Annotated in this window: 6 protein-coding genes and 2 pseudogenes; 3 read left to right on the forward strand and 5 right to left on the reverse strand. The window is 61.8% G+C overall.

Features of this window, described 5'->3' with window-relative positions:
* The 4 genes and pseudogenes from ASF39_RS11005 to ASF39_RS20475 form a co-directional block, all read right to left on the reverse strand.
* A partial coding sequence (locus ASF39_RS11005) for a calcium-binding protein (RefSeq protein WP_210168668.1) occupies positions 1–1,203 on the reverse strand: 1,203 nt, incomplete at both ends.
* Position 1,204: 1 nt separating this feature from the next.
* Positions 1,205–9,256 (reverse strand): annotated as a pseudogene (locus ASF39_RS22540) (hypothetical protein); the annotation flags it as partial.
* Between the two features lie 97 nt (positions 9,257–9,353).
* Positions 9,354–14,525, reverse strand: a complete 5,172-nt coding sequence (locus tag ASF39_RS21275) for a calcium-binding protein (RefSeq protein WP_156648460.1) — start codon at positions 14,523–14,525, stop codon at positions 9,354–9,356.
* Between the two features lie 108 nt (positions 14,526–14,633).
* Positions 14,634–15,263: a toxin-activating lysine-acyltransferase gene (locus ASF39_RS20475; protein WP_156648461.1), complete on the reverse strand. Its 630-nt coding sequence runs from the start codon at positions 15,261–15,263 to the stop codon at positions 14,634–14,636.
* A 349-nt stretch (positions 15,264–15,612) separates the two neighbouring features.
* Between ASF39_RS20475 and ASF39_RS11030 the strand changes: the two are divergent.
* From ASF39_RS11030 to ASF39_RS21285, 3 genes and pseudogenes are all read left to right on the forward strand, one after another.
* Positions 15,613–16,618 (forward strand): annotated as a pseudogene (locus tag ASF39_RS11030) (IS256 family transposase); the annotation flags it as partial.
* A 163-nt stretch (positions 16,619–16,781) separates the two neighbouring features.
* Positions 16,782–16,919, forward strand: a complete 138-nt coding sequence (locus tag ASF39_RS21280) for a hypothetical protein (RefSeq protein ID WP_156648462.1) — start codon at positions 16,782–16,784, stop codon at positions 16,917–16,919.
* Complete coding sequence (locus tag ASF39_RS21285; RefSeq protein ID WP_156648463.1) at positions 16,920–17,081, forward strand: hypothetical protein; 162 nt, start codon at positions 16,920–16,922, stop codon at positions 17,079–17,081. It begins immediately after the preceding gene.
* A gap of 244 nt (positions 17,082–17,325) precedes the next feature.
* On the opposite strand, the gene ASF39_RS22070 is transcribed toward ASF39_RS21285, so the two are convergent.
* Positions 17,326–17,490, reverse strand: a complete 165-nt coding sequence (locus ASF39_RS22070) for a hypothetical protein (protein WP_210168669.1) — start codon at positions 17,488–17,490, stop codon at positions 17,326–17,328.
* Positions 17,491–17,809: the final 319 nt, after the last annotated feature.

Genomic DNA, 17,809 nt, shown 5'->3' on the forward strand with positions numbered 1-17,809 from the left:
KCCTCCGCTGAGGGTATCGGCACCGGCTCCGCCCTCGAGGCGGTTGTCGCTGGCGTCACCAGTGATCTGGTCGGCAAAGCCTGAGCCGATCAGGTTCTCGACCTCAACGTAGGTGTCGCCTGTCGCCTCGCCGGTGTTCACGCTCTGGTCTGCCAGGCTGATCACCAGGCCCAGACCCGTTGCGGGCTCCACGGCTGCCGCCCCTGCATACGAGGCGGTGTCGAGACCCGCCCCGCCCTCGAGCCTGTCAGGCCCGCTGCCGCCCAAGAGAACATCGTTGCCCTCTCCGCCCTGCAGCGTGTCAACCCCCTGGCCACCTGAGAGAAGGTTGTCGAGCGTGTTGCCCGTCACGCGGTTGTCGAGCTCGTTGCCTGCTCCCACCAGGGCGCCTGTCAGAAGCTCAAGGTTCTCCACCTGCGCACCCAGTGCGTAAGCAGCCAGCGAGCTGCGCACCACGTCCTGGCCACCACCAGGCCCCTCCACGACCCGATCCGCGAGGTTGTCGACTACGTAGGTGTCGTTGCCCGCCCCGCCCTCGAGCGTGTCAGCGCCAGCTCCGCCATCCAGAAGGTTGTCGGCGCCATTGCCCACCAGACGGTTGTCCTCGGCGTTGCCCGTACCCGACACCGCGCCCGTCAGCAGAACCAGTTCCTCGACGTTGCTGCTCAAGGTGTAGGAGGAGGCCAGGCTGCGTACGATGTCCCGGCCCTCGCCCGCCCGCTCCTGTACCTCATCGGCGGTGTCGTTGACGGTGTAGAGGTCGTCCCCTGCCCCGCCGATCAGCACGTTCGTTCCCGTTCCGCCCGCAAGCGTGTCGGCAAAGGCTGAGCCGCGCAGGTTCTCGATGCCGGTGAGCGTGTCGCCTGCCGCATGCCCGCCTGTGGCCGTGCCGGCCGAGAGGTCCACACTCACCCCGCTCGTGGAGCCCGCGTAAGAAGCGGTGTCGAGGCCTGTGCTACCATCCAGCCTGTCAGCGCCCGCACCACCCTCGAACTCATTGGCCAGATTATTGCCCGTGAGCGTATCGGCAAAGCTCGACCCGTACAGGTTCTCGATGCCAGAGTAGGTGTCGCCCTGCGCCTCGCCGGTATTGCTGCTCGGCGTGGTCAGGTTGGCTACAACCCCCGTGGTGGCATGAGCATAGGACGCCCAGTCCAGCCCCCCCCCGCCAACCAGACGATCCGAACCCAAACCACCCTCAAGNGGTCAGGTTGGCTACAACCCCCGTGGTGGCATGAGCATAGGACGCCCAGTCCAGCCCCCCCCCGCCAACCAGACGATCCGAACCCAAACCACCCTCAAGGCTGTCGTCGCCGCTCCCACCCGAGAGGGTGTTGGCAGCCTGCGAACCGGTGAGCGCATCTGCTTGAGTTGAGCCCGTGAGGTTCTCGATGCCAGTGAGCTGATCGCCTTCAGCATCGCCTCCCGTCGCTTGGCCCGTAGAGAGATTGACCCGCACAGCGGCCGTAGAGCCCGCATAGGAAGCGGTGTCGAGGCCTGTGCCACCATCGAGCAGGTCTGCGCCGCCGCTGCCTTCAAGCACGTTGGCGCTGGCGTTTCCAGTGAGGCTGTCGGCAAAGCGCGAGCCTGTGAGGTTCTCGATGCCGATGAGCGTGTCGCCGGTCGCGTGCCCGCCCGTGGCTTGACCTGTGGCGAGGTTGAGCTGCACCGCTCCGGTTGAGCCCTCATAGGAAGCGGTGTCGAGGTTTGCGCCACCATCCAGCCTGTCAGCGCCCGCACCACCCTCGAGAAGATCGTCGCTGCCGCCGCCCGACAGAGTGTCGGCGCCGAGGCCGCCTCGAAGTGTGTCAGTGAGGCTACCGCCGGTGAGGCGGTCTGCACCGGATCCTGTGGTGATGTCGGCCCACTCGATGCCCACCATCGTGGTGCCGTCAGCGAGTGTCTGCTGCGCGAGCGGATTGGAGAGGTCGATCACGAGATCGGCCGTGAATTGCGAGCGAACGATGCGGGCGAAGTCGGCGGTGCCGGCCCCGCCATCGAGTACATCGGCAGCATCGGGATGGAAGATCTGCGTGCTGACCGTATAGTACCCGTTGTACCCCTCGGCCGAGGGGTTGCTGTTCATCCAGGCAATGGCAAAGCCGCCGCCGGCGAGCGCGGTGACGGACACACTGGATTCGTTGTTCCAGATCTCGGTGTTGACTCGGAACTCCGCTCCGACCCTGCCGCCGAGCGCGTCATAGATCTGCGCCTTGACGTCGGAGCGATTGGGGTCGGTGCCCTGCCACGGGTAGTCGGCCCAGGTTATGACAAAGCCGCCATCCGGCAGGGCCGCCACATTCGTGTGATGCGGGTAGCCGGACTTATCGGTGGAGAGCGTCAGCTCCTCGCCGACGGGCTGAGCGTTCTGGTCGAAGATCTGTGCGTGTGCCGTATGGATTTGAGGATCGTTGGGAGTGGTCTGTCTCCAGGCCGTGGGGTCGGTATCCCAGGTCACAATGAAGCGGCCATCCGCCAACGACGTGATGAAAGTCGTGAGCTGGTCACCGAAAGTAGTGGTGTTGACCAGGCGCTCTGCACCGAGGAACGCACCGGTGGCATCAAGCACCTGCAGCTTGATGCCATAACCGACCATGTCACCGCCCTGGCCGCTCTGATCGGACCAGGCGACCACGACGCGCCCGCCCGACAGTGTCGCAATCTTCGGCAGCGTCTGGTGAGCGTCCGTGCTGCTGTTGACCAGGACCTCGCCACTGTCGCCGGAGGCGGTGAAAATCCTCGCCTTGATGGCGCCGCCGCTGGTATCGCCGCCCTCGTGACTGGAGTCACGCCAGGCCACGGCAAAACCTCCGTCGGGCAGCGCCGTCACAACAGGAAGGTCCTGGTCGTTGGCAACTGATGTGTTGACGAGCACTTCCACGTCGACCTGAGCGCCCGTTGAGGCGAAGCGCTGAGCCTTGATCGACAGCCCGCTCGCGTCGCTGCCCTCGCCGCTGGCATCCTGCCACACCACCACGAAGCCGCCGTCGTGCAGCCCCGTGACGCTCAGGGCATCTTGACCGTTCAGGTTTGCAGAGTTGACGGAGATCCGCCCACCTATTGCGGCACCTGTTGCATCGTAGATCTGCGCCACTACACCATAGCCACTCTCGTTAGCTAATTTATCGGTCCAAACTTGGACGAACCCACCGCTCGACAGTCCGGCAACCTGGGGATTCTTGGCATCGCCTTGCGCGTAATAATAGTCGGTATAGTAACCATATGTACCGACGTTCTGGATCTCCGATCCTACTTTGATTAACTTGGTATCGCTTATTAGTACATCATTGCCGATACCACCGCTAAGGATGTCCGCACCGACGCCGCCATCGAGCGTGTCGGCAAGGGCTCCGCCGACCAGGCTGTCGTTACCTGATCCGCCGTGCACGTCCACTCGTTCAACATTCTTGAGTACGGTGCCGTCGCTCAGATGGTGCTCGGCCGGCGCGCCAGTGAGGTCAAGCGAGAGCCCAAACGTAGAGTCCGAGCGGTCGATCACCGCCACGTCAACGCCTGCGCCTCCATCGAGCGTGTCGGACCCGATCAACTCCAGGATCTGCGCGGCGATGCCCTGATCGGTGTCGCCGTTAAGCCCGCTCTCATCCGACCAGCTCACCACCACACGGCCGTCCACAAGTGTGGTCACGGTTGGTGATGTCTGGTCACCCTTGGTCAATGTGTTGACCAAAACCTCGGCCCCAATCTTCCCACCGCCGGCATCAAAGGCCTGAGCCTTGACACTGCTGGCCGACACGTCTCCGCCTTGGCCGGAGATGTCGCGCCACGTCACCACAAACCCACCGTTCGGGAGGGCCGAGACGGAGGGAGTAATTTGACCACCCCAAGTCGTGCTGTTCACCTGGAACTGCGATTCAAGCGCCTCACCTGTGGCGCTGAACAGCTGTGCCTTGATGGCGGCTCCGCTGCCATCGCCTCCGACCCCGACGTTGACGTAGTCGGTCCACGTCACCACGAACCGGCCGTCCAACAGCCCCACAATGGCAGGCGAGTTCGGGGCGCTGCCGCTCGAGGACACGGCTATCTCGAGGTAGGTCTTGTCGCCGCCCTCGTAGGTCTTAGCCCCATTGGCATCATATATTTGCAGCTTGATCTGCCAGCTGCCGCTACTCAAATCCTGCCAAGCCACAACAAAGCCGCCCCCATGCAGCGATGCGATGGCAGGCTCCCACTGCTGGTTCACTGTCTCGCTGTTGACCAGGAACTCGCTTCCAACCTTCGCGCCCGTCTTGTCGTGAAGCTGAGCCTTGATGCCGTAGCCGCTCGCGTCTCCGTCCAGGACGCTGGAACCGTCGCCGCTGTAATCCTCCCACGTCACCACAAACCCGCCGTCTGATAGGCCGGTGACTGAAGGACCCCCTTGGCGATACGCCGTAGCCGTGTTGACGAGCCTCTCCTCCCCCCCGACTCCTGTGGCGCTGAACACCCGCGCCTTGATACCAGTGCTGCTCGCGTCACCGCCCTGACCGCTGTCATCCTGCCAAGTTACCACGAAGCCGCCGTTCGACAGCGGTGCCACAGAGGAAGCGTATTGGCTGCTGGCGGTTTGCACGTTAACGAGGACCTCGGCGCCGACCTTCACGCCAGCTTTGTCGTAGAGCTGCGCTTTGATTGCAGCCCCGCTCGCGTCACTGCCCTGGCCGCTGTAATCCTCCCACGTCACTACGAAGCCGCCATCCGACAAAGCCGTCACGGCGGAGCTGGACTGGTAGCCCAGTGCCGTCTCGTTCACGCGGAGCTGCGCCCCGCTCCTCACCAGACCCGCTGTGCTCGTGCTCACCAATGCGTCGTTGTCGGCCCCACCCTCCAGCAGATTGGCGCCAGCGCCACCCTCCAGCGTATCCGCCCCAGCCCCGCCCTCGAGCGTGTCGGCCCCAGCTCCGCCCAGCAGAACGTTGGCCGCGCCGTCGCCCACCAGGCGGTCCGCATGCGAGGACCCCTCTAGGGCTTCCACGTCCACAAACACATCCCCTTGCGCCGCCCCCTTGTTCTGGTTGCTGTCTGCAAGGTTCACCTTAACGCCCGTCGTGACTGACGCATACGTCACACGGTCCTGACCCGATCCTCCCTCCAGGCGGTCAGCCCCAGAGCCTCCGTCCAGCGTATCGTCGCCTTTGCCGCCCCGCAGCGTGTCGTTGCCGTCAGCCCCGAGCAGGAAGTTGGCGCCATCGTTGCCGATCAGCGTATTAGCCAAATCGTTGCCTACACCCGACACACTGCCTGACAATAGAACCAGCGCCTCGACACCATCGGTCAGCGTGTAATCTTGGATCCCGCTGTAAACGCGGTCTTCTCCGTCCGATCCTGCCGACGACTTCTCGATCCCGTTACTCGCGCTCGCCTCGTGCTCCTCGATGACCACATCGCCTGCATCGTCCACGATGTACGTGTCTCCGCCGGCGCCGCCCTCCAGTGTGTCCGCGCCCGCCCCGCCGTCGAGCACGTTCCCGCCCGCGTCGCCCCGCAGCACGTCCGCGTATGATGACCCGAGCAAATTCTCGATTCCATCATAGACGTCCGTGGCCCGCGGAGATGAGTCCTCTGCCAGCACCTGTGCCTCGCCGGCGTTGCGGCTGGGAGTGCCCAGATCCGCCACGACGCCAGACGCCGCTCCCGCATAGGAGGCCGTGTCCGTGCCGGCTCCCCCCGCGAGGCTGTCGCCGCCAAGCCCGCCCACAAGCGTGTCGTTGCCGGCGCCGCCCTCGAGCGTGTCGTTGCCGGCGCCGCCCAAGAGCACGTTGTTCAGCGCGTTGCCCGTGATCAAGTTAGCGAGCCCGTTGCCGCTACCTATGCGAGCGCCACCAAGCAGAACAAGAGCCTCAGCTCCTGCTGCGAGCGTGTAGGCTTCCAGCGTAGTTTCAACCGTATCGTTGCCCTCGCTGGAGAGTTCCACGACAAGGTCAGACAGGTCGTCTACTCGGTATAGGTCGTTGCCCTTCCCACCCGCCATCACGTCGGCAGCTGCGCCACCATCGAGGATGTCCGCGTCGTCCCCGCCCTGTAGTTGATCGTTACCCGCGCCACCCTCGAGTGTGTCCTGGCCAGCGCCGCCGTCCAGAAAGTCAGTTCCGCCCGCTCCCCTGAGCCCGTCTGCGCCCGCGCCGCCTAGGAGCCTATTAGTCGCGTCGGTCCCCTCCAGCGTGTCGGCGTAGGCGGAGCCTATCAGTATCTCGACTTCTTTCAGCACATCACCCGCTGCATCGCCGCCGCTGGTGGTTCCTGCCTGGAGCGAAACCTGCACCCCAGCACCTGAGCTGGCATATGAGACTGTGTCGTAACCTGCGCCACCCGTGATCGTATCAGCGCCCGTCCTACCCTCAAATTGGTTATTGGCGCTATCGCCGGTGAGCTTGTCCCCGTAGGCCGAGCCGACAAGGTTTTCGATTCCGCTCAGTTGATCACCCTCGGCCTGGCCGCCTGTCGCTGTGCCACTTGCAAGCGAAACCTGTACCCCTACGTCCGAGTCTGCATATGAAGCTGTATCTAGGTTTTCGCCGCCCAAGAGGGTGTCAGCACCGACGCCCCCCTCCAGCCAATCATCTCCCAGGCCGCCGTCAAGCGTGTCGTCTCCTCCGCCTCCGCTGAGGCTGTCCGAACCGGAAGCACCCTGCAATCGGTTCGCCCCATTATCACCCCACAACTCGTCTGAAAAAATTGAGCCCTGCACGTGTTCGATGCCCACTAGGACGTCGCCTTCGGCGCCACGGGCATTTGCCCGCCCAATGTCCAGACTTACCGTTACACCCACTTGGGAGGCCAAGTAGGTGACCGTGTCGGTCCCTAGCCCGCCGTCGAGTGTGTCTGCCCCAAGCCCGCCGTCGAGCGTGTCAGCGCCCTCTCCGCCCTCCAGGCGGTTCGCGGCTGCCATCCCTGTAATCCTATTAGCCTCGGCGTTACCGATCCCAATCAGCGCTGCTCCTTGCAACACCAGTGCTTCCACATTCGTGGTCAGGCGGTAGTCCACACTTGCAAACACTGTATCAAAGCCGCCGCCTGCCTGCTCAATGACTTGATCGCCAGCGTTGTCGACCACGTAGGTCTCATTGCCCTCGCCGCCCGCAAGTACGTCAGCGCCAAGCCCGCCGTCCATCGTCACTCGGTCGGTTAAGACCGAGGAGGTGTCAACCGTGATCACATCGTTACCAAAACCGCCCCTCACGTTCTTGTTGCCGTGAGCCAACACAATGCGATCCGCCAAGCCGGTGCCCAGGACAGAGAGGTATTTTGCATCAACCTGCGCGTAGTCAAAGCTCCCCGAGACCTGGAACGTCGTCCCAGTTCCGCCATTCGTCTGCACATTAGAGGTGCCGCCATCAAGGCGGATCATACCGTCCACGAAGTCCAGGAACTCAACTCGGTAGAGATAAGCCCCCACCTCGCCAAACAGCGCAGAAGCCAACGCTACGCCACCATTGGCAAGAGTTGTCCAAGTGTACTGGCTCGTAAAAGCGCTGACGAACAACCGGTCGGTGCCTAGGCCGCCATCGATCGACTTTGCTTGATTCGTCCAGATGCGCGATGACCCCTCACTTCCAAGCTGCGCCAGAAGCGTGAGCTTGTCATCGCCTGCGCCCATCAGGACGTAGTCGTCCCCAAACGTCGCCACCAGCCCACGGTCATCCCGTGCGGTACCCATCGTCAGCTCTACGCTCGCGCCCGTATAGGCGAAGCCCTCGCGCATCGATTGTCCCAAAAGGGTGGCGTAGAAAAAGCTTTGCGCATCGCCCGCAAAGCTCTCAAGCCGCAACGTATGCTCGAAGTAGGAATCTTCTTCATAGCCCATGGAGTGCTCATCGAGGGATGGCACTCCTGGGATTTTTGACACGGGACTGTTGATCAAGACATCCGAGCCCGAACGCATTTTAGTGTCGACCATCGAGGCCAGCACGTCCACCGCATTGCCGGCCTCTAACCCGAGCGCCTCCTGCAGGATGTTCTTGAGGTGCGCCTGCCCCTCCTCCTCAGTCAGACCCCCGAGGAAGCTAACAGCGTCATCGGTGTGAACGAAGTTGACCTGCGCGGTCCCGGGGGCCACTTCCGAACCCGGCGAGCCGAACGTGAAGGTTTGCAGAGAAGGCTTGTCCGCACCGCTGATGGCCGCCAGCGTCGATGATAGCTCTCCCGAGAACAGTTCGGCCATGCCCGCGCCCAGGCTGTGGCCGCTCACCCACACCTGATCGAAACTGGTGGCGTTAGCTTTCACGTAAGCTTGCAGAGCCGTCTTGAGCGGCTCGTACTTAGAATAATGATCGGCAAAGTTCGAATAATCTGCCCAGTCGACGAATTGGTCAGTCCCGCGGAAGATCACCGCCAGGGTGGTCTTACCGTTCACTTGACCGGTGAGCACCATAGCGTTGGCTTCCGCGACATCGCCCAGGAAGCTCAGATCCGTACTGTAGGCTCCATACTGACCATCCACGAAGGCATAGCGGAAGGCACCACGCTCGTTGAAATCGCCCGGACGGATACCAAGTTCCATAGCCGAGACTGCATGCCAGCCGCGAGCCACGGCGGCATCCGTCATATCTGCTTCGTAGCTTTCTAGCCCTTCTTGTAGGGCATTCTGATAAGCAAGAGCCTCAGCGGTGTGCTCAAGCGCAACTTTGCTGCCGTAGACCTCCTTGGTTAGGCGAGCTATCTCGCCGAACATTCCCACGCGGATCTCACCGCTTGGTGTGGTGAACCCTCCCAACTGGACGGCGCGTGTCGGGCTCGTCGTGACTGGGTTAAGTATCTCGACCTTCTCGATGTTGTTGGTATCGAGGATCAAAGACCCGTCGGTAGCGGTCACGATCGTCTTCGTCGAGGCCCAAGTGGCCCCGAACTGAACCTCGATCCTGTAATCCTCCGGCGACCCCGACAGGCGGAGGGTGTCGGCCTCAGAGAACGAGCCTGGCAGAGTCTCATCGCCATAGAGCGTCTGGCGGGTGCCGCTAATCAGGTCCGGCATCGCGACGCGGAAGTTGAATAGGTCCTGCCCTGCTCCGCCGATCAGCACATCTTGGCCAGCGCTGCCGTGCAGTACGTTGTTACTCACATTGCCGATGATCGTGTTGGTCAGCTGGTTGCCAAAACCTTGCAGGGCGCCGGACTCTAGCACCAAGTCTTCCACGTTCGCGCCCAGGAGGTAAGCGGCCAGGCTGCTGCGCACCTGGTCTCGTCCCGCGTCCGCCGTCTCGCGCACGATGTCGCTGGCATGATCGACCACGTAGGTGTCATGACCGAGACCGCCGGTCATCGAGTCTGCCCCGGCCCCGCCCGTCAGCGTGTCGGCACCAGCGCCGCCCTCGAGCGTGTCGTTGCCCGTACCACCATCYAGTATGTTGTTACTGCTGTCACCGCGCAGCACGTCGGCATTGGCCGAGCCCGCGATGTTCTCGATCGACACAAAGGTGTCGCCCAGAGCCTCGCCCAGCAAGGTCCACCACCAGGCCAGATCCCGCACTGGCGTAAGAGGCCGTGTCCAGGCCATCCCCACCGTCAAGACGGTCCGCACCACTCCCACCCTCGAGGGTGTCGTTGAGCAATCCGCCCGTCAGCGTGTCGTTGCCGCCCCCGCCCACGAGCAGGTTGGCATTACCGTCGCCCGTCAGGGTGTCGTTGCCGCTCCCGCCCGTGAGGTTCTCAATCGCGCTGTAGCGGTCGCCCTGCGCCTCGCCGGTGTTCTCGTCCGAGTTGATGAGACTGGCGCGCACGCCACCCGTTGTGCCCGCGTAAGAGGCCGTGTCCCAGCCTAGGCCGCCCGTCAGCGTGTCGGCACCAGCGCCGCCCTCGCCATTAAGAAGGTCCGCCCCGCCGGAACCAATGAGATTCTCGATCGAGAACAGGGTATCGCCGGCCGCATCGCCGCCGGAGGCGGTGCCGGTCTCGAGGTCGACCCTGACGGCGGTCGCCGAGTCTGCGTATGAAGCGGTATCGAGCCCGACTCCTCCATACAGGATGTCGCCTCCGCCACGGCCCTCAAGGACATCGTCTCCGTCCTGGCCGCTTAGGGCATTCGCTCCAGAATCGCCCTTGAGCGTGTCGGAGAGGCTGGAGCCGTCCAATGCTTCAAAGCCAGTTAGCACGTCGCCGGCCGCATCACCCCCGGTGGCGCTGCCTGACACGAGGTCGACAGCGACCCCCGAGGCCGAGCCCGTGTAAACGGCCGTGTCATAGCCCTCGCCGCCGGCGAGTGTGTCCGCGCCGGCTCCTCCCTCGATGAGGTTAGCGCCGGCGCTGCCTGTCAGGCGGTCACCCAGACCGGAGCCCACCAAGTTCTCGACCAAGACCAGCACGTCACCTTGCGCATGCCCGCCGGCGGCGGTGGCCTTGCTGAGATCGACCTGAACGGCCGCATTCGAGGAAGCATAGGAGGCCGTATCGATTCCGTCGCCGCCGTCGAGGCGGTCGCCGCCGCTACGCCCCTCCAGGAAGTCGTCCCCTCCACCGCCGACAAGTACGTTAGCGGTGCTGGTGCCATACAATCGATCATCGAAAGCTGAGCCGGTGAGCTTTTCTACCCCATTGTAGTTGTCGCCGGCAGCTTCGCCTGTATTCGAGCGCGCATCGACAAGATCCGCCACGACGCTGCTTCCGGCGGCTGCATAGGAAGCGACATCATTACCGCGTCCGCCAATAAGTTGGTCAGCCCCTGCGCCACCAATAAGCGTATCGTCGGCATCGCTGCCGACTAGTGTATCGTTACCCAAGTCGCCGTCGAGAACGAGGCCGGCAGCTGAAGAAACCCCTTCCTGGAATAGCGCGCCCTCGAGAAGATTGAGGAGGCGATCGACGAGGATGCCGGATTTTGAGCCGCCCTGCTGCAGGACGGCCAGGGCCTTGCCATAGACCCCGGCGATCTCCGTGCCCGCGAGTTTGTTGCCCCCATCACCGGAGAGGCTGCTGGCCTCGAGTCCCGTGAGGTCGGCAGTGCCATTCGCAAGTTCATGGGCGCGCCCTTGTAGGACGTCGGCCAGTATTGCAAGCCCACGCATAGCTATAAAGTCTTGTACGCCCTTGTTGAAGCCCTGCTGAGCAGCTTCGGCGGCGTCGAGCGACACGGCCTCGCTGAGGCGGGCGCGCAGTAGGTCGATGAGGCCGGAGCCATAGGCGGCCAGAAAGTCATTGCCGCCGGCCCCACTGGCGCTGGCGCCTGTGCCTCCAAGCACGATGAGGTCATTACCCTCACCGGCCTCGACGATAGTGCCCTTGCCGAAACTGATCACGAGGTCGTCCTCGGTACCAGTATCGATATGATTGCCGGACACTCCCGTCATAGGGGAGTAAGCATACTCAACGATTACGTCACTGCCTGAATCACCCGAGACAGTGGCGTTGGTACCGCCGAGCCAGATGACGTCATTGTCGGCGCCGCCCTTGACGATATTACCGCTGCCAAGGGCCGCAATCACGTCTGTTCCTACGCCACCCTCCACAAGCCCACCGTTAGAGGTCTGGATGATTAGATCGCCACCCTCGCCACCAAGAAGTGTGCTGTTGCTCTGGAAGCCGCCGACCTCGATGCTAACGACCCCCGCGGGGTCGCCCGCAAGGACAGGCGCATTGAAGCTGACGAGCATGTCGTCGCCAGAACCACCTTCAAGCACGTTTGTTGTGCCTGCACCAATCAGAACGTCGTTGCCGCCGCCGCCAAACAGCTCGTTTTTGTACGCAGCGCCGAGCAGGATGTCGCTGCCCTCGCCTGCTCGCATGACGTTCTCGCCAAATAGATCGAAGCTAACAATCCCCAGGTTAACGCCAATCTTTTGGCCGTATCCGATCATATAGTCGCTGTAATCTCCATCGCCACCTTCCATGATATTGACGAGTCCTGCGCCGATCATGAAATCGCCGCCCGCACCGCCCCGCATGGTGTTCTTGGCGCCGAGGCCTACCATGAGGTCAGTATCCAGCCCCCCCGACATAGTGTTGTCGAGGCCCGCCCCCAGCATCACATCGGTTCCACCCTCGCCTTCCATCCGGTTGAGGCCGCCCAGGCCCAGAATCAGGTCGGAATCTGCCCCGCCATACATGTCGTTGGTGATGAGGCCAGCGCCGATCATGACGTCGGTGCCAGACCCACCCCGCATCTCGTTTGAGCCAAGACCGGCTCCAATCATGACATCGCCCGCAACGACCGCGCGCGTCTCACCAAGGAGGCCGCGCAGTGGATCCCATTGGATCAACTGCGGAAAAAGGGTGACCGAGTTCGGCAGCAGCCCGTCGGGAACAGCGTCCGTATTGAAACCGAGGCGTCCGTTGTGGATGTTGAAGGCGCCCGCTTCAAGGTTGCCGTTAAGAAGGCTTCGGACTACCTCGCCAAAGCCACTGCCGCCAGCTTCGTCGCCGCCTTCCATATAGTTGGTAAGGCCGGCGCTGATCATGAGATCACTGCCGCTGCCGCCATAGGTTTTGCTACCTGTGCCGAGGCTCAGCATCACGTCGTGGCCATCACCGCCATCAAGGCGATTGGAGCCAAAGTTCAGAGCGACAATGATGTCATTGCCACTGCCGCCGTCGAGCGTATTGCCTTCCGCTCCGAACGCCAGCAAAGCGACCATGAGGTCGTCGCCATCGTCGCCGCGTGCAACGTGGTTCTGGAACGAGATGATGTTGGCAAAGGCATCGTTGCCGGAGCCGCCCTCCTGGAGAGTGTATTGACCAGCGCCAACGAAAAGGTCGTTGCCGTCTCCGCCCCTCTGGGTACTGTATTGCCCACCACCCAGGATGATATCGTCGCCTGCGCCACCCTCCTGGAGATTCTCCGCTCCACCTCCGACGATGGTGTCGTTTCTATCACCGCCATATTGTTTGTTGTTGCGCCCGCCGCCAACGATGAGGTCGTTACCATCGCCACCTAGCTGATAGTTGTTGTACCCGCCGCCCGCGATTGTATCATTACCAGCATCGCCATACTGGAAGCTGTTGTAGCCACCACCCGCAATGACATCGTCTCCGTTTCCACCCCATTGTATATTGTTATAGCCGCCACCTGCGATGGTATCGTTGCCGTCCCCACCAAACTGTACGTTGTTATAGCCACCACCAGCGATGATATCGTTGCCGTCACCGCCAATCTGAAGATTGTTGTATCCACCGCCGACTAAGATATCTGCTCCGGCATCGCCGTACTGTAAGTTATTATAGCCTCCGCCCACGATGGTGTCGTTGCCTTCTTCACCCCACTGCAGGTTGTTGAAGCCACCGCCAACAAGGATGTCATTATCATCGCCACCGAACTGGATGTTGTTGTAACCACCGCCCACAATGGTGTCATCGCCGCGGTCGCCATATTGGAGGTTGTTGAAGCCGCCACCAACGATGTTGTCATGGCCGCCACCTCCGAATTGGAGGTTGTTGAAGCCTCCACCCACTATGATGTCGTCGCCGCCATCTACTCCAAACTGAATGTCATCGCCGAACTGAACGTTGTTGTAACCGCCACCCGCAATGATATCGTTACCTTGACCACCAAACTGAACGTTGTTGAAACCGCCGCCCGCGATTATGTCATTCCCTTCATCACCCCACTGGAGGTTGTTGAAGCCGCCCCCCACGATTGTGTCGTCGCCAGTTCCGCCATGCTGCTCATTCCAAGCGGCGCCGATGCCGACAATTACGTCGTTGCCTTCATCACCGAATTGCCGATTGGCCACGCCACCGCCGACCAGAACGTCCTCACCTGTCCCACCACGCTGCTCGTTGTAGGCCCCGCCGCCCACTAGGACGTCATTACCTTCACCGCCCGACATGAAGTTGTAGAGACCACCGTACACCAACAAAGTATCATTGCCGGTGCCGCCTTCCGCGTTGCTGTAAAAAGCACCTGCGGCGATAATAATATCGTCGCCTGAGCCACCCTGAAGATTGTTTGCGATTGCAGCGGAAGTGAGCGTATCGTTGCCTTCGCCACCGTCGAGTAAGTTGTATCCCCCTAACCCGATCAGGGTGTCGTTGCCGGCCTCGCCTTTAATCTCATTGTAAACGCCGGCGCCGATCATGTGATCGTCGCCAGTGCCTCCCAGCATCGTGTTCTTTGCACCGGCGCCGCGCATGGTGTCGTTGCCGGTGCCGCCGTACATCAGGTTAATGCCGGCCACACTATAGAGCGTATCGTCGCCATCATTGCCGTGAACCTCATTGTAACCAATGCCGGCGCCTACAATGGTGTCGTTGCCCGTGCCGCCCTTGAGAACGTTCGAAATCAGTCCTGCCGCATATAGTTCATCGTTGCCAGAGCCGCCGTAGAGCTCGTTTGAGGCGCCAAGGGCATGAAGGTGGTCATCGCCGTCGCCACCGTCCAGCATATTGTAGGCGCCCACCCCCCAGAGGTGATCGCCGCCGCCATGGCCGTAAAGCCAGTTTGCCGGCGTGTAGCCGTAGAGCGTGTCGTCCTTGTCGCCGCCGTGCTTAACCGGGAGGGGCGCATAGGTGTTGATGGTCTCAATGACAAAATCGACCACCTGCATGACGCCATCAGAGACGGTCTCCCACGCAGCTCTAACCGCCCTACCGATGCCGCCCATGACAGTATCCTTAGTAATTTACTGATATGAAATTGCCCGTCCCAGTTTATGAATTGCGTTTAACCGCTTCGTCAAAAATCTGAGCAAGGGTTGCTGGTAGATGTAATGTCACACTGGCTGGTAGTTTACGCCGCGCCACTCGACAATCCGCGATGGCCCGCCGTTTGGATCACGCTTGAGTGCACGGGCCATGGAAATTGGGAAGATACTGCGACGCATGTCATTGACGATCCGCCGACTATGACCAAACGGCGCGAGAAACTCAATGAACCAAAGGTTTGTACCCGACGTCCAGTCTAGCGGGGTCAGCTCACGCACGTCATTGGTATAGTCTGCCGAAGCGGCATCGCTCAGGCGGGCCCAGGCCACAAACCCAACAGGACCTGACTTGTTGCGGTAGACCCGACATTGCCCCAGACGCAGCGGCGTAACGAAAAACAAGGCGAGCTGCGCCACGCTGTAGCGCATGTGCAGCGGTGACTGCATAGCCAGGTAAGTCACCTCGCCCAATGTCGTCATACGGTCAGCGAAATCCGCGCCATGCCTTATACCATTGAGCTGTGGAGTGGGGTTTTCATTGTTGGTGTCGTTATTGCTAGGGCTTAAATCACCGCCTTTATCATCGCGCGGCAGCAGCGAAGAGGAATAAGCACTGCGGTGATCAGCCTTGACTTTCGCCTCAGAAATTATCATCTCATTCAGTCCTAGGACATTAAGTTGTAGAGCGATTCTCGGCACAGAGGATTAGTCCGAATAATTCTTATCCTGGACAGCTTAAGACAGACGTTTATCATTCAAGTATACGTCACGCATGACTTGGCCTTATAATATGAGTCGATCTGCTCACCACAACCTCTGGTTATGGCTTGAGAGCATGAGCCAGCATTCTACATTAATTAAGGACTGATTACTATTTCTTTTTGGGCAGACTCTTTATCAAGGGAATGCGCATTGGCTTCGGATTAGCGGTAGGGCTGTTCAACGCTTTGGTCGTGTCCCAGGCGGTGGTTTAGGTGACGGGTGGCCATCGGCGATTACCGGCTAGGGTCGGGTTGCGACAGTCAACCCCGCACCCGAGAGATCCCCGATTACCGACGAGATGATGACGCTGCGCAGTCTCATGGAGAAGAGCGCCGACGCGGATTTGCTACGGTAGATGATCGGCTTTGCCGCCGAGCGGCTGATGGAGCTGGAGGTGGGCGGCCTGACCGGGGCGGCCCACGGCGAGAAGAGCGCCGAGCGTCTGATCCAGCGCAATGGGTATCGTGACCGGGACTGGCAGACGCGGGCGGGCACGGTCGAGCTGCGCATTCCGAAGCTGCGGAAGGGCTCGTACTTCCCTGGCTTCCTGGAACCGCGCCGCATGGCCGAGAAGGCGCTTACCGCGGTGATCCAGAAGGCCTACATCCAGGGTATCTCGACCCGCTCGGTCGACGACCTCGTCCAGGCCATGGGTGGTACCGGTGTCTCGAAGAGCCAGGTCTCTCGCCTGTGCAAGGAGATCGACGAGCGGGTGAGCGCGTTCCTCTGCCGCCCGATCGAGGGCGAGTGGCCTATCTCTGGATCAACGCGACTTACGTGAAGGTACGCCAGGACGGGCGCATCGTCTCGGTGGTGGTGATCGTGGCGGTCGGCGTGAAGTCCTCGGTATGGACGTCGGCCCGTCGGAGGCCGAGACGTTCTGGACGGCGGTCCTCCGGAAGCTGGCGCGTCGGGGCCTGCGTGGTGTAAAACTGGTAATCTCGGACGCGCACGAGGGCATCAAGGCCTCGGTGGCCAAGGTGATGAGCGCGACCTGGCAGCGGTGCCGCGTCCACTTCATGAGGAACGTGCTCGCCCAAGCCGGTCGCTCGGGCCGTCGTGTCGTCTCGGCCTTCATCGCCACCGCGTTTGCCCAGGACGACGCCGAGGCGGCCCGTCAGCAATGGCGACGGATGGCCGATCAGCTCCGGCCCAAGGTTCCCAAGCTCGCTGCCCTGATGGACACGGCCGAGGTCGACGTGCTGGCCTACATGGGCTTCCCGGCCGCCCATCGGGTCAAGCTCCACAGCACGAACCCGCTCGAACGACTGAACGGCGAGATCAAACGCCGGATGTGCAGGGCGGTGACAAAACCATTCACTGGAGCGTTGGCGGGGTGCTGATGCGGCCGGTATAAAAGCCGGCCAGGTGAGAGGCTTCTCTTTCAGGAGGGGCCCCGCATCCCGCCGCGGCTTCCCTCGCGGCCTAACTACCCTCCCGCTCATCGGCGGCAGCGTGGCCCTTATCGTTGCGCCGAGCGCGGTCGCCGCGCCCATCACCGACGACCTCCTCGACAGCTACGATGCTTGGCTGGAGTACGAGCGCCGGTGGCTCCAATGGGAGCGTCACAGCAACTCCGACCTCGGCTATTGAATGTCGAAGCCCTTCGCCAGCGAGATCGCCGGCTTTGACCAGTTCGACATGATTCCGATGGCCAACGACGACGTTCGCTTCCACGGCCGGAGGGAGCCGCCCGCCTCGACCCGCGCCGGGCTCGTGCTCAGCACGGTCGGATGCGATCAAAGGGCGCGGTGATGGCACAGAAATGCACGACCGAAAACCGTCTGGTCTGCCCTCAGCGACATAGAGGACGACGCCGCGAACGTGAGGCGGTGGTCTCAAGTCCTCTACGCGATGGGTGCCAGCGGCTCGTCCTACGACCCCGAAGCGCTGTCAGTGATCGCTGATTCCGTGGACGCCCTTGCCGGGAGGCTTCAGGCGCGGTGGGATCATGCCATGGGACTCGCGAGGGCCCAGCGCTAGCGAGCCCGGCCGGGCCTCATTCTCGTAGGCCGAGGACGAGCGTCGTCAGCACCACCGACCCGGCGATGATCAGGGACAAAACGATCTGATCCGTCGGGTCGTCTGAAAACGCATGGGCCACCGCGGGCCCAATCAGCGCGCACCCGGCTCCGGGAATGGTCGCGGCTGTCCGTGGCGTCATCGGGTCACCCCGTCCGTGCCGATTGAAGTTGTTGCAACACAACTTTCTGGCAGGCGGTTTGTGCTCCCCCAAATCCGCGGCGGTTCGTAGCTGTTCGGGATGATCCACTTCAAAGACGTGGGATAAAACGTGGGTAGACGCAAAAATTAGAGAGTTAATGCTTTGAAAAACATAGCCTATTTATTAGATCAAGGCGGACCCCCTCTCCGCCAATTGATCAGCCCCCATTGAAGTGGTCCGCCCTTTGGTATGGCTTTTGAGCCTGGAGGACGGACGAGATGGCAAAGCACCCGAAGCCCGAGGAGATCGTCGCCAAGCT

The sequence above is a fragment of the Methylobacterium sp. Leaf108 genome (assembly GCF_001423265.1).
Taxonomy (GTDB): Bacteria; Pseudomonadota; Alphaproteobacteria; order Rhizobiales; family Beijerinckiaceae; genus Methylobacterium.

What these genes read in the sequence shown, in the direction of transcription:
- ASF39_RS21275 (WP_156648460.1), bottom strand. Translation starts at nt 14,525, where the DNA reads ATGGGCGGCATCGGTAGGGCGGTTAGAGCTGCGTGGGAGACCGTCTCT.
- ASF39_RS21285 (WP_156648463.1), top strand. Translation starts at nt 16,920, where the DNA reads ATGTCGAAGCCCTTCGCCAGCGAGATCGCCGGCTTTGACCAGTTCGAC.
- ASF39_RS22070 (WP_210168669.1), bottom strand. Translation starts at nt 17,490, where the DNA reads ATGACGCCACGGACAGCCGCGACCATTCCCGGAGCCGGGTGCGCGCTG.